Source organism: Paenibacillus sp. HB172176 (genome assembly GCF_011947265.1).
Classification (GTDB): Bacteria; Bacillota; Bacilli; order Paenibacillales; family Paenibacillaceae; genus Pristimantibacillus.
Genome location: NZ_JAATHD010000001.1, coordinates 423189 through 436936, shown reverse-complemented (window position 1 = coordinate 436936; position 13748 = coordinate 423189). Strand labels below are relative to the sequence as shown.

Sequence of the window (13748 nt, the reverse complement as noted above, 5' to 3'; positions counted from 1 at the left end):
ACGCATAGCCGAGTAATTCTGGCAATCCGCTACAGCACTATCCGATGATGTGCGGGATCGCCGCTAAGCGCCCGAATCCATCCGATCTCTTCCGACAAATAGCGGAAGGGATCGCTCCCGAACCATTCCAGCGAGAGAGAAGCATCGGGCTGATCGCTTCTAAGCATCGTGAAAATCTCCCGATAATCGAGAGCGCCTTCTCTAAGCGTTACCATACCTTCTCTCTCGCCGCCGGGAGCATAAACATTGTCCGGCGCAAATATGGAAAGCTCGCTGCGGCTGCGGACATTCTTGCAATGATAATGCAAGGTCCAAGGCGACAGCCTGCGATACGCATTGGCAACAACGTTGCCCGACTCCCACACATGCAGAAAATCCATATTAATGCCAATAAACGGATGATTCACTTCACGAATGATTCGCATGGCGGAATCCATATGATCGGCCAGCGTTCCCGGATGAATCTCGATGACGGTACGAATGCCATGTTCCGACGCTAACCCAACCATTTCAAGCAATCTGCGGGATGCAAGTCTCCAGTCCTCTTCCTGCGAATCTCCGCTTGACTTATGTCCTGCAAATATACGTATCTTGTCGCTTTCGAACATTCGAGCCAATGCAATCAGTTGCTTCCAATGCTGCTGAGCTAGCGCATAGGCTTCCTCAGTTGGAGCTAGCAGAGGCACATATCCGCTAATCATTGTTATTTCCAGCCCCTTGCGCCGCATTCCGAGTACGGCTCTGGCCGCTTGCATCGGCATGCGGCGGGCGATGGCAGCAGCATGCACGCTCCAGAGCTCGATGCCTGCAAAGCCGTTACGCGCTGCGAATTCCAGCAGCTCTGGAAATGAAACAAGCTCATGCCGAAACGAAATCGAGCATAAATGGATGTTCATACCGCAATCTTTCCCCTCTCCGCCAGAAATTCCAGCAGCCGCAGCTCCGTTTGCCGCATATTTGCTAGCTTGCGCAGCAAGTTGTCCCGAAGCTCAGCGGTTGGACCGCGTTTCCCATATTTCGCAAGCAGAAGATTAATATTCAGCCAACCCCGTTTGATTTCATCCGTATTGCGAGCTCCCTCCTCCGCCTCCTGTTCCGTCATCAAGTCAAGCTCTAGATAACTTTGCCATACGAGGCTCCTCATTCGGACGAGGGCTGACAAAGCTATCATATTTCGTTCCGCCCACCTTTTGCGTTTCATTTCGTCCCAACCGACACTAGCTTCGACATCGTCGCAGAAAAGCGCAAAGGCTTTTCCCGCTGTCTTCCGATAGGCGGCTAATATAGCGGCTGATTCCCTGCGGAAGGATTGTGCCGCGACGGGACGGATGAAGGAAGGATCAAAGTCCAGCTTGCAGAATACAAACTGTCCTGGACGCACGCTGGCCTCCGTCAGCTCCTCTTCCAATATTTCGCCGGCATAACCAGCCACAGGATCCACAGCTTGATAGCATCCGTCTCGCATACTGCGCTCATACAGCAGAATGCTGTGGTAGAAGCCCGCCGACTCGAATCCCAACATCGACTTCGGAAAGAAACGAAGCTTGGAGGCTCGGGAAAGCATAATCGCCATATTCCCTTTATCCAGCAGCGAGCCAAGTTCATAGACAGACCCTGAGGTCAAGTGAAATCGTATTCCGTATTCGTATAATAGATCGATCCATTTCATATTGCGGACAGACATGAGCATGCCGTCATAATAGGTGATATGCCAATAACCCAGCAGAAAATAGCGGGGATCCAAACCGCGAATGCCAAGTGCCGAAACAATACATGATGCGGTGCATTCAAGCGCGGCAAGCCCAATTGGGTTATTCGTGCGAAGAGCGCTTCGAACCATATCCAACCTCCTCGAAAGAGATGTGAAACCGAAAAATGGCGTTAAGGCACAAGGCTGACGAAAGGCTGACATTTCCCGCTAATGGCATGTGGTTGAATCTGCTCCGTCCACTCCACTGAAATCGACAATTCGTCAACGAGCAATATCTTCTTCAGCAATTGCCTCAGCTTGCTTGCTGCTTCCTCCAGTTCCTCCTCGCGCTGCGAACCGCCCGCGATGACCAGTCGGAATGTATAATACGCTTCCTGTACAAGCTGAAACTGCTTGACTCCTAACGATGTCGCCAGCCATTGATAGAATCGATCGAGATATCGCAGAACGGATGCATAGATATCTCTGTCTGGCAACTTGATCTGCGATTGCCGAAACGGCATCAGCTCCAGACTCGGTCCATCCGTCCCTCCATTGCGCAGTATCCTCCCCATATCCCCCGTTCTATAGCGCAGAAAGGGCAGGCTGATCATCACAAAGGAAGTCACGACAAGCTCACCCATCTCCCCTTCGGGAACCGGCTGCAGCGTATGCGGATCAAGCGCTTCTACATAGACGAGCGACTCGTCGATTTGCAGATTCCCGCTCGGACCGGAATAGGCAATCATCCACAACTCTTCCATACCGTAATAGTCGAGCAGCGGAACGCCGAATATGCGTTCTATCTCCTTGCGCTGGCCAGGCTGTACATATTCCCCCCAATTTTGCACGCAAAGAAGCGTGTCCGGAACCTGCAGTTTTTTCTGTTCGAAATATATCGCCAGCTCGTATAATCCGGAGCATCGTCCCTGGATTAAATGCGGCATCTGACGACAAATTTGATTCGCGTAGAAAGACACCATCCGAGGATCCGCGAACAAGGAATTGCCAAGCAACTGCGTACGGCCATTCAGCGGCATTCCCGCCCTCCGTCTGCTTCGCTGGATCGCCATCGCCAGCGTAAGCTGTTCCTCCCTTGTCTTCATGCAACGGAACGGTGTCCCCGTGCTGCCCGAGGTATGAGAAACAATGACCTCCCCATCGGAGGGAAACTCCAAAAGCTCCCGATTGGCGTTAATAATGCCTTTGTCCATAATGGGAAGATGCTGAAAGGTCAATTTGCCTTCTTCCAACTGCCGATAATAGGGATATCGTCGCGCCGCCGCTTCAGCAACCTCGTCCAAACGCTTCAGCACCGGATTAGCTATCAAAGCTGTGCCCTCTCGCGTACAAATGCGATAACGGAATTAACCGTTCTGAACACATGCGGCTGCAAATCCTCGGCATCGGTCTCGAAGCCGAATCGTTGCTCCAGCAACGTTAGCAGCTCCAGCACATGCAGCGAATCCAGATACAGATCGTTTAGCAGCGAATGGTCCGGCTCGATCTCTTCGGGCGGCCGTTTGAGCAAATTCGCCAATAGCTCAATGACCGTTCTCTCCAATGGGGATTGATCTTGTTCGGTTAACATCATATTCCTCCTCTACCATTCTTTGAATTTCCATTCGATCCAGCTTTCCCGTCTTCGTCCGGGGCAGCCGCGCAATGACCGTTATTTCTTTCGGCCTCCCCGCCGCCGCGAGCCTCTGATGACAATAATCGCGCAGTTCCCTTAACAAGGTCGTTTCAACTCCAAGACCTCCCTCCTCCGGCACGATAAAAGCGATGGGCCGATAACCCGTTGCGTCATCCGGCACGCCTGCCGCCGCCGCTTCCCGTATGGCGGGATGCGATAACAGCACATTCTCCAACATTTCGGGATGGAACAGATGTCCCGCCACATTAAAGGCGTTGTCCGCTCTTCCTGTCACAAACAAACAGCCGTCTTCATCCAGCCAACCTTTGTCCATCGTACGAAGTCCGTACGGGGTCATCACCTCGGTCGTCCGCGGCTCGTCATTGTAGTAGCCAAGCATCACATTGGCTCCCTTGACCACGATCTCTCCTACTTCCCCGGCAGGCAGCGGTTTGCCGTCCCGATAGACAGCGAGCTCGACGCCGGGAACAGCCCTGCCCGCCGATTCCGGCTTCGAAGAGAGCCAATGCGCGGGAAGACATGTCACGCGCGGAGCGGCCTCCGTCAATCCGTAGCAGGGCATAATCTCCACTTTCGGGAGCCTGCCTTGCAGAAGCAGCAGCAAAGAGGGAGGCATAGCCGCGCCGACCACAATTAACTTCTTCAAGCTCTGCATATCCTCGGCTCGCCACCTGGTCGACTTGATTAGCGGCAGCATAACAGCGGGCACGGCGCACAGGAAGGTCGGGCGCATCCTTCTGACCGCGGCTATAAGCTGGAGAGGATGAGTCAATCCGGGCGACAGACTTATATTCATTCCAGCATGCAGAGCGAGCAGCCATTCTCCCGTTAAGGTTGAGCAGTAGCCAAGCGACTTGGTAATCATCACGCTGTCACTGTCATCCAACTGCAGACTCTGGTGAATGGAAAACAAGTTCGACCACAAATTATGAAAGCTGAGCATGATTCCCTTGGGGGTGCCTGTCGAGCCGGAGCTCATGAAGATAACAGCCGTTTCTTCGGGCGGCGTATATTCGCGCCATTCGCGCCGCCTGATTGGCTTCACCCGGCCCTCCCATTCCTCTCCCGTCTCGCCAACCATCAGCGTTATGCCGCCATGTATGATCTGCCGAGCGGATGATTGCCATGCATCGGGCCGATCCGAAGCCGTCAGCAGCGATGGAGTGAGGATGAGGAGATCGGCTTCCAACCGATGCATAATCTCCAATGTTTCCGCAGCAGTGGAATGGGCGTGAAGCGGCACCGGAATGCCGCCCGCGAGCACTACGGCCATAATGGCACGAAAGCATGCCGGGGAAGGCTCCATCCAAATCGCCGCGATAAAGCGCGGTCTCATCCCCAAACCTTGGATTTGCTCCGACATTATCAGCGATTCGCGATATTGCTCATCGAAACGGATAAACAACATTTCGCCATCCTTGTCGTAATACATGCCGCGATCCGCTCTGGCAGTCTGCTTGAACAGCAGCGCCAAGGAATTGTCGCCTGGACTCACGCCGACACCTCCTGTGAGGAGAGCCTGCCGGAATTCTCCGAATGAACTGCCTGCTCCTCTATGGACTCTTCGTCAATTGGTTGCCTCCGGCGGCTAAGCAACGCCAGATAAGCCGGATTCCCACGCTCCTGCAGTTCGGCATGGCTGCCCCAATCCGTCACTTTCCCTTCTTCCATGACATAGATGACATCGGCGCTCTCAACCGTCTGCAGCCTGTGCGTGGATAATAAAGTCGTTTTCCCCTCCATCAGCTCGGCCAGTGCGCGCAGCACCCGTTCTTCCGTACCTCGATCGAGCGCCGAGGTAGGCTCGTCCAGAATCAGCACCTCGGGCCGCTGCAGAAACACTCTGGCTATAGCCACTCTCTGACGCTGGCCGCCTGACAGCCCGTCACCCCGATGGCCGATCATCGTCTCCAGCCCCTCCGGCTGGCTGTCGATCCATGATCCAAGATCGGCCTTGCAAGCCGCCTCGTATATGTCTTCATCCGTTGCGCCCAGACGTCCAATGGCGATATTGTCACGGATACTCCCGGCGAACAGGAAGCTCTCTTGGAACACAACTCCAATATGACGGTTGATATACTCTCTCGACCAATCGGTATAGGGGACGCCGCTCAAGCTGATTTCTCCGGCTGCCACCGGCATAAAGCCCAATATCGTACGAAACAACGTGCTTTTGCCCGAACCGCTCCGTCCAACAAACGCCGCTGTTTGTCCAGCCTTCAGATGAAATGCGATATGCTGCAATATAACATGCTCTCCGCTTGCAACCGTCAACCCGCTTGCCTCGACCGTCGGGGCAAATCTATCCGCCGCCATTCCGCCTTTGCTCTGCACGATATGCTCCTCCGGAGAGCGCAGGAATTCCTCAATTCGCTTCATCGCGACTTCCCCGCCCTGAAGCTCGCCCGCAAAATGGTTCATCGCCTGCACAGGAGCCAGCACATTGTTTAAATACTGAACAAGCGCCACCAGCATGCCCACTGTCATCGTGCCGTCCATCACTCTCCCGGAGCCAAATCCGTATAACAAAATGACGACTCCGCTTACCGCAAGCGAACTGGAATTGGCCGACATGACCCGGAACAGCGTATCCTTAACACTCGCTTCCACCAAGTTCCGATACCTGGTCTCATTCCTCGCCCGCTCCCATTGCTCCAAACCGTGGACGCGAATTTCCCGCGAACCCTCGATGCTCTCGTACAAATAAGTGCCGATTTCTTCGTTATGCGCTCTGACCTTCCCGGTATTGCGGATAATGAGCGAACGATACAGCCGGGGGATGGCAAGCAAAACCGGTATGAACGCCAGCGCAGCCAAACCTAGCGACCAGTCAATGTAGAAAATAATAGCCAGCGCAAGCAGCAAGGAATACCACTGGGATACCAGCTCCATCACCACATGATTCAGAAAATTGCCCATCGTCGCCGTATCCATTCCCATTAAAGCCGAATATTTGCCCGCGCCGTGCCGCTCAATTTCAGTAATCGGAATTCTGCGCAAATGCGCCAGAATGACCTCGCGCAAGTCCAGCGTATGCCGAATGCCCAAATAACGGAACAACGCGGAATGCGCGGTGCCGAGCAACGCCGACCCCAGCGCCAGCGCTCCCGACCCGATGAGCAACGGACCTAACAGCTCCTGCTCGCTGCCGAGCAGCACCCGGTCGATCAGCATCAGGAATAGAAACGGCTGCAGGAGATTAAACGTCAAATTCAGCAAAGCGCAGACATAAGCTATCGTCGTCAACGGCCAGCGAATGCGAACGTAAGGCGTCAGCCGCATAAACAATCTAATGCTCTGCATGAACATTCCTCCCCGCATAATGATGCGCAATTGGCTTAATCAAGGGCATCCATTGCTTCAGCGGCGTTTCGGATGGGGATGTCAAAATTCGGAACAGCGGCTGCTCCAGAAACGGCAGCATTCGCAAATGGTCCAGCCGGTACAGCTCGCCCTGTTCAGACAACTTCCGCAGCATCATACCGGGGATATCTTCATGCTCTATATTCCATACTGCGGCGGAGGCTGTCTCCATTTCCTCCGCAATGATCGGAAAGATGCCGCGATAGTCATAGCGCTGCGCAACTTCCGCCGCCTTCCGCGACATACGACGCCTCGCTTCATGATCTGCAAGCAAGGACAGCGCGGCCTCCGCCGCTTGCCTCTCGTCAACGACGGGATAAGGGGTGTCCCAGTAACAATCGATCAACATGCCGTCCTCGCCGTCTGCTACCACCTCGCGAAACCCGTTCCAATTGGCGCAAATAACCGGAACCCCCCATGTCTTCGCTTCAATTAAATTGTAGCCGAATGTTTCGCCCGGATCGGTGGAGACATTAATAAGCAGATCGGATTGCGCAAACAATGTCTCCTTATCATCCCCCTCCACCGGACCGGTAAAGGTCACATGGTTGCCCAGATCAAGCCTTTCCACAAGCTGATCGATCTGGGCGCTGTAGCTCTCTATCTGGACATCGCTTCGCCCGGTATATTCCCCCGCGATAGCGAGCCGCGCTTCCGGCAAGCGGTCGCGCACGGTCGCAAATATACGCAGCAATGACTGTATATTCTTGACATCCTCAAGCCGTCCGATGGACAGCACTTGTGTTCCGTTACGCTGTCGTATCGCCTCGTTCACTTCTGTCGAGGATCGAAGCTCAATGCCTAATGGAATGACCTTGGCCATCCGATAACGATCGGATATTCGGCACAGCGCCTCCTTGCTGCTCTCGGAGGAGCATAGCAGCACATCTCTTTCATTCAGAAACGGAGCAATGGCCAACCATTGCCTAAGCCAATGCTCGGAGACAACCGAATGCGCGATGAACAGAAAGCCAAGCTCGATGCCGAGGGCAGCTCTGCCCATCATCAAATAAGGAGCAAGAGCGGGAATATTGAGATATAACGTCTGTATGCGATATTGCGTCTGAAGCTTCCGCAGCTCTTGGGATAGCCGTTGCAGCGATGCCGGCCAGTCTCGAAGCAAACGCTTAGTCGAGCCGCCAAACATCCGGTATAGGGAAAGCGGAGGTATCGGCGCAAGCTCGGCGTATTGCCCCAGATAATGCACCCATTTGCTGTCAATTGCCCGTTCATTCAACATTCGCGCCGAACCGGAGGAGTATCCGATGCGCAGCTTCTTATCGCGCCGGCTCATGCCTGTTCACCTCCCAATGCTCGTATAGCGTCCACAGCTCGCTTCTTATGCCGGCTTCAAGCTCGGCAAGCTGCTCCAGCTTCGCGCGCGCCTCAGGCAGCTTGGCATGATTGCCAAGAACGCCAAGCCGCACAATAACCAGCACAACGTTTTCCCATTTGGCAAGCAACTGCTCCAGCTTTGCTTGCAGCGGTTCCGCATTGCCGCCTGCGGCTGCAAAGTAATCAGCCATTAAGCCAAAGCTCTTCCATCGCTTGGCAATGACGCCGACCTGGCCGATGCTGGCATACAGCTTCTCCACAGTATAGTTCGATATTCCGCATTCAATGTTCAGCAAATAATTGTCTACTCCCGAGATCAGTTGGCTGGCCGCCACGGTGAATTGCTGACGAAACAGTTCCCCAACCAGCCCCGGATCAGGTTCAGCGGCCTTATCCAGATGAAGCGTGATGCCGGAGCTTAACCCTTCGCAGGTAAAAGCCTCGTGCATCACCGACCGCTGCACTTCTCCCTCCCAGTCGAAGAACGGATCCTTCACCAGCAGACGGCCATCTTGTCCCAGCTCCACAATCAACATATGCGGCATATGCTTCATCCCATAACAGATCGTAGAATGCGGCATGTAATAAAGATCAACCAGTGTAATAATCGTTCGCTTGGGTCCCGATGCCTCTAACTCCCGCTCCAGCTTCGCAAACTGCTGCTCCTTGCTCCACAGCGGATCCTGCCAGCGAGTCAGACACTGTCCGTACAATTGCTCGAAGCCAAGGATATCCGCATTGGGATCAATTCGTTCCGAATAATAGGAGAACCCGTCTTCATCAGCAATAAACGACGCATTCCAAATACCGAGATAGATTGGACGCGTATCTATGCCAGAGCGGCTTTGAATTAGGAATGCCAGACAATCTAGCAAGCAGTGAATCGGCGGCCGGATCATACTTTACCCGCCAGACGTTTGGCGCATACGCTGTCAGCCATTCCCCCCAACGTTCCCAGCCGGTCGATCTGCAGCTCCTCGCCATGAAAGCTAATGTGATAGCGCCGCTCGATTTGTTCAATCAGATTGATCATGACAAAAGAATCCATGCCAACCTGTTCCAATAGAATATCCTCATCCAGCCCGCTCGCAAGCTCGAAGTCGTCAACCAGCTCTGCAATAATATGTTGCAAACTTCGTATAATAACACTGCGGTCTTCCTTAACTTCACCTGCCATCACCCATCAGCTCCTCTGCTGTAAGATTTCAACTGCTGCCCTCCATTGGCAGGCAGCCAGCTAACCTCCGTTTATCTTTGCCGGCTTTAATGTAAGCGCATTCTTAACTTGAGTCGCAACCTCTGCAACAGCTTCCTCATCCATGCCGATATGCATAGGCAATGATACTATTCTTTGCGAGCAAAATTCTGCAATCGGGAAATCTCCCGCTCCATAACCCAGATGACGGAACGCAGGCAGCTGATGAATCGGCAGCGGATACTGTACCGCGGTCAATATTCCTTTTTTCTGCAAGGAGCGGCGTACGTTCTCCCTTGCCTCGGCGGGCAGCCGCACCACATATAGATGAAAAACATGGCTTTCGTCATGGCGATGCGCAGGCAGGACGACTCCCTCGATATCAGCCAAATGCCGTTCATAGCAGTTGGCCACCTGCCTTCTGTGCGCCGACCATTCATCCAGACGCTCAAGCTTCATGCTTAGCGCCAATGCCTGCAAGGCGTCGAGCCGGCTGTTGTAGCCCGGACTATCATGTGAATAACGCGTTTCCCCGCCATGATTGCGCAGCCTGCGCACCTTCGCCAGCAATGATTCATCCGATGACACGACAGCCCCTCCATCGCCGAGCGCGCCCAAATTTTTATCCGGATAAAAGCTGAAGCAGCCCGCCCCGCCCACACTTCCTGCCGGCTTGCCCTCCAGCCTTGCCCCGGCAGCCTGCGCGCTGTCCTCCACAACAGCAATTCCCCTCGCTCTCGCAATAGAAAGCCACGGCGACATATCGACCATCTGTCCGTATAGATGTACGGGAATGATCGCTTTCGTTCGTGAACTTAGCTTCGCAATCAACTGCTCCGCATCAATTAAGTAGCTGTCGGGATCGCAATCGACCAGAACCGGCGTCGCTCCCGTATGGTGAATCGCTTCAACAGTGGCGACAAACGTATTGACTGCTGTTACGACTTCATCGCCAGGTCCAACGCCAAGCGCTTTCAACGTCAGAAACAGCGCATCTGTTCCGTTGCCGACTCCGGCGGCGGAGGCAGATCCCGAATAACGAGCAAAAGCCGCTTCAAAATCCGTTACCGCTTGGCCTCCGACGAATACCCCCCTCGCCGCCACTTGCTGCACGGCGGCCAGCCATTGCTCCCTGATCTGTTCAAACTCCAATTGCGGACCCGCAAACAATATCCCCATACCGAACCTCCCCTCATAATTGCGACAAATAACTACGTATAGCAGCCATCAGCTTCATTCGCAAGCCAGAAGTGACGCCTTACGGCGTCCGAAGCTCCCGCGAACATGCAGCCGCCCTTATTTCATCAATGACGATCATCCCTTCAATCGCTTCCTCCAGCGTAACGGCAAGCTCTCCTTCACCTGCCAGTTTCTCGGCAAAGGAGGCATAAATGTTCCCAACCCCTTCCAGGTCGCCGCGATATGCCTTGCCGGGAGACTGACCGCCAAGAGGGATCGGCGGACGACCTTCCAGTTGCATGACAGCCTCGCCCCCGCTCTTGATTTGCAACGTCCCGCGCTCTCCGCCAACGATCCATTGCGGATCAGCCGCATGAGAGGCGAAATGAATGTGCAACGACAGCAGAATTCCGTTATCCAATGGGAGACTGGCCGCCACATAATCCTCCGCATCGCCCTTGCTCCAGGGGAGCCGATGCATCATCGCGTGCACGTTCGATAGCTTTCCCAGCTTCAGATGAAGCAACTGATCGATCAGATGAACTCCCCAGTCCAGCAGCGCTCCTCCCCCGTAAGAGATCTCATCCCGCCAAGATGGACGAAACGATTGAACGCCAAATGAGGAGCCGGAGCCGAATTGATGGAATCGTCTTTCAACAAATTGAATAGGACCCAGCATGCCGCTCTGTATCGTTTCCTCAACAATCTTCAGGTCGGAATCAAATCGTCTGTTGTGAAACACCGTCACGATACGGTTATTCTCTTGAGCCAACTGTTGCAGCAGAAACGCTTCCTCCGCGCAGACAGCCACCGGCTTTTCAATAAGCGCATGTTTGCCCCTGCGGAGCGCCTCCGCCGCAATCGCGCAATGACTATGCGGCGGTGTGGCGATCAACACCGCATCCGCATCACTGTCAAGAAGTTCGCTCAGATGCTCCCAAGCGGCAAACCCTCTGCGCTGCGCAAGCGCCCTTCTCTGCGGCGTAAGATCATAGACGCCGCAAATATCGAACTCCGGCATTTTTTTCAACAACGGCAGATGGGTCAACTCTACAATCCGTCCAAATCCGGCAATGCCCAATCGTATGGACCTCATCGCTCAACCGTTCCCACAGCTTGCAAGGAGATTATAAAATCAGTCAGGTTTCCAACCGTAGCGAAAACAGCCGGGTCCACATCCTCTTCAGGAAAAACAACTGCAAAATATTCTTCAATGTAAACGGCAAGCTGCAAAACCATAATGGAATCCAAGTTCAAATCCTCATAAAGCTTGTCCTCTTCATTCAACTCATCTGGCGCTGCAACATCGAGCTCCTCCACGATCATTGTGCGAAGTCCTTCCACAATGCTTTTACGCTCCATCATCGTCCCTCCTCCCATTCACGAATCCATCTTCTGCTTATTTTCCCTGATGGCAGACGCGGAATTTCATCCACCAGATTCACCACGCTGGGAACCTTGTAACCAGGAAGCACTTTCGAGCATTGGGCTCGAATCGTCTCCTCCCGGACTTTCCCGTCCGCCACAACGATCGCTTTGACTGTTTCTCCCCATACGGAGTGAGTCGCTCCGTAAACAACCGCCTCCTTCACGCCTGCCATTCCGTTAATAGCTCCCTCTACCTCCGTCGGCATCACCTTCTGTCCAGACACATTAATTAAATCATCCAGTCTTCCCATCACATGCCATTCGCCATTCTTCGACTGACGACCCAAATCTCCGGTCTCGACCCGCTTCGCTCCCGTCCTTACAACCAACTCACCAGCCGCTTGCTCCAGCAACGAGGTTTCTCCCGCCATTTCGTCAGTTGAGTCTTCCACTGTTACGTTCAAATGAGATAACGGGCGCCCAACCTCATCCGGCGTTTCTGGCTGCGCCTTGAGGGAAATACAACCAATCTCGGTGCAGCCGTATTGCTGCCACACCTCTCTAGCCGATACTCGCAATCTCTCTAGCAACGCTTCTGTCAATGGAGCGCCGGAGCTGATCGCCTTCCTGTAGCGCACCTCGCCCTTGCTTAATGAATCCAGCAGTTGATACAGGAATGGAACCGCATACACAATGGAATGCTCATCTTCGCGAATAAAACGCAATGCGACCTTCGGATTTTTGGAAACAACGATATGAGGAGCCGTCCCTCTCTCCCATGCGGCAAGCACGCCCGCTATCAATCCGTAAGAATGCGATACCGGAACGAGAATTAAGGGAGGTTCGCCGCCGGAAGCCGCAAGCATACGATTGTAGCTTGTCGTTTCCTGTGAAATCTCGGACCATGATCGGTGAATAAGCTTAGGCCTGCCGGTCGTCCCCGAGCTGAATTGCATGAGAGAAGGCTCAGACGAGAATTCTGATGAAACGCTGGCTGCGGAAGTTTTAGCGTTCTTGGAAGGAGTCGATAAGCTTGACACTTGCTTGTCCTCTTGTCCCCGCGGCTGAATAGGCAGAACATGCAGCAACGGACCCATCAGCAGCGCACAGCAGCCAGCCCGGGCAGCCATTCCTTCCGCTTCCACCGGTGGCGTATCGCCGTGCAGCAGCAGTACAGAAGCGCCATTGTCTCTGAAGTAAATGATCGCGGCAACGACTTCCAGCGGCTCGCGCAGCAGTATCGCATACCGTTTTCCTTCAGGCGACCGACATTGCTCGAACCCTCGTATTTGCTTTATGCGCGAACAAAGCTGTACCGAGCTGAAGACTTCGTCATCTACTTTAAGCATCAGATCAATAGGGCAACAACTCCTTTTTCTTACGATTTTAGGGTTATCCTCCTTTATAATCAATTTATAATTCTTCAGAATGTAGCCCAATTTTCAGTATTCGCGGAACCTGACGAAAAAACGGGCCAGAATAGAGCGATTCCATCTTTCGGGCTGTAAGGAGTTAAACACGGTGAAACGGCTGCGCCGTCCTCTGAAGGCGGGGTGTGGTAAGAAAAAAGCCTGACGGCGTCCTTGAATGCAGCAACCTGTTCTAATGGACTTTTGGGAGGCTGCTGAGTCATTGTGGATCCGTGAGCGCGTGTCCGTGGCCATTTGACCAAGGCAAGTAGTGTAACGGTCACCATTGACCGTAAGAAGCCGTAATCACGCCTAACGGGTATTTTAACGGTCGCGGATGTCCTTTAAAACTAGCTAGAGGGTCTCGAAAATGTCCGTTACAGTTGCAAGCTGAGTATCTGTCGCTCATCTGTGATACGATACTCGTAACTATGTACTTCCGCATTACTGATCATCAAGTATGCCTCCATTGAAGGGGGCAGTATAGGGGGCGAAACAAAACATGAATTTATAAATGACAAAAGGATAAAGGCATCCCATCGGATGCCCCTA

13 protein-coding genes are annotated in these 13748 nt (G+C 53.5%); all 13 read right to left on the bottom strand.

Annotation, left to right across the window (positions count from 1 at the left end):
• Positions 1-29: 29 nt before the first annotated feature.
• Positions 30-896, bottom strand: coding sequence for a sugar phosphate isomerase/epimerase family protein (locus HFP08_RS01700; RefSeq protein WP_168118771.1), 867 nt, complete (start codon positions 894-896; stop codon positions 30-32).
• Positions 893-1840: a hypothetical protein gene (locus HFP08_RS01695; protein ID WP_168118770.1), complete on the bottom strand. Its 948-nt coding sequence runs from the start codon at positions 1838-1840 to the stop codon at positions 893-895. Before HFP08_RS01695 ends, HFP08_RS01700 begins: the two co-directional genes overlap by 4 nt.
• Positions 1841-1881: 41 nt before the next feature.
• A complete protein-coding gene (locus HFP08_RS01690) occupies positions 1882-3021 on the bottom strand; it encodes a phenylacetate--CoA ligase family protein (protein WP_168118769.1) in 1140 nt (379 codons plus the stop codon).
• The gene (locus tag HFP08_RS01685; RefSeq protein WP_168118768.1) at positions 3018-3281 is read right to left on the bottom strand and encodes an acyl carrier protein; all 264 of its coding nucleotides are present in this window, start codon (positions 3279-3281) and stop codon (positions 3018-3020) included. Before HFP08_RS01685 ends, HFP08_RS01690 begins: the two co-directional genes overlap by 4 nt.
• Positions 3235-4842, bottom strand: coding sequence for a class I adenylate-forming enzyme family protein (locus tag HFP08_RS01680; protein ID WP_168118767.1), 1608 nt, complete (start codon positions 4840-4842; stop codon positions 3235-3237). The genes HFP08_RS01685 and HFP08_RS01680 overlap by 47 nt, the downstream gene beginning before the upstream one ends.
• Positions 4839-6650 (bottom strand): ABC transporter ATP-binding protein, encoded by a 1812-nt coding sequence (locus HFP08_RS01675; RefSeq protein WP_168118766.1) that lies wholly within the window; start codon positions 6648-6650, stop codon positions 4839-4841. Before HFP08_RS01675 ends, HFP08_RS01680 begins: the two co-directional genes overlap by 4 nt.
• The gene (locus tag HFP08_RS01670; RefSeq protein ID WP_168118765.1) at positions 6637-8004 is read right to left on the bottom strand and encodes a glycosyltransferase family 4 protein; all 1368 of its coding nucleotides are present in this window, start codon (positions 8002-8004) and stop codon (positions 6637-6639) included. Before HFP08_RS01670 ends, HFP08_RS01675 begins: the two co-directional genes overlap by 14 nt.
• Positions 7988-8944: a DUF6005 family protein gene (locus HFP08_RS01665; protein ID WP_168118764.1), complete on the bottom strand. Its 957-nt coding sequence runs from the start codon at positions 8942-8944 to the stop codon at positions 7988-7990. Before HFP08_RS01665 ends, HFP08_RS01670 begins: the two co-directional genes overlap by 17 nt.
• On the bottom strand, positions 8941-9222 hold the full coding sequence (locus HFP08_RS01660; protein WP_168118763.1) for a phosphopantetheine-binding protein: 282 nt from the start codon (positions 9220-9222) through the stop codon (positions 8941-8943). Before HFP08_RS01660 ends, HFP08_RS01665 begins: the two co-directional genes overlap by 4 nt.
• 60 nt (positions 9223-9282) lie before the next feature.
• Positions 9283-10419 (bottom strand): DegT/DnrJ/EryC1/StrS family aminotransferase, encoded by a 1137-nt coding sequence (locus HFP08_RS01655; RefSeq protein ID WP_168118762.1) that lies wholly within the window; start codon positions 10417-10419, stop codon positions 9283-9285.
• Between the two features lie 79 nt (positions 10420-10498).
• Entirely contained in the window at positions 10499-11515 is a 1017-nt protein-coding gene (locus HFP08_RS01650; protein WP_168118761.1) for a Gfo/Idh/MocA family protein, read from the bottom strand.
• Positions 11512-11784, bottom strand: a complete 273-nt coding sequence (locus HFP08_RS01645; RefSeq protein ID WP_168118760.1) for a phosphopantetheine-binding protein — start codon at positions 11782-11784, stop codon at positions 11512-11514. The genes HFP08_RS01650 and HFP08_RS01645 overlap by 4 nt, the downstream gene beginning before the upstream one ends.
• A complete protein-coding gene (locus HFP08_RS01640; RefSeq protein WP_168118759.1) occupies positions 11781-13136 on the bottom strand; it encodes an AMP-binding protein in 1356 nt (451 codons plus the stop codon). The genes HFP08_RS01645 and HFP08_RS01640 overlap by 4 nt, the downstream gene beginning before the upstream one ends.
• Positions 13137-13748: the final 612 nt, after the last annotated feature.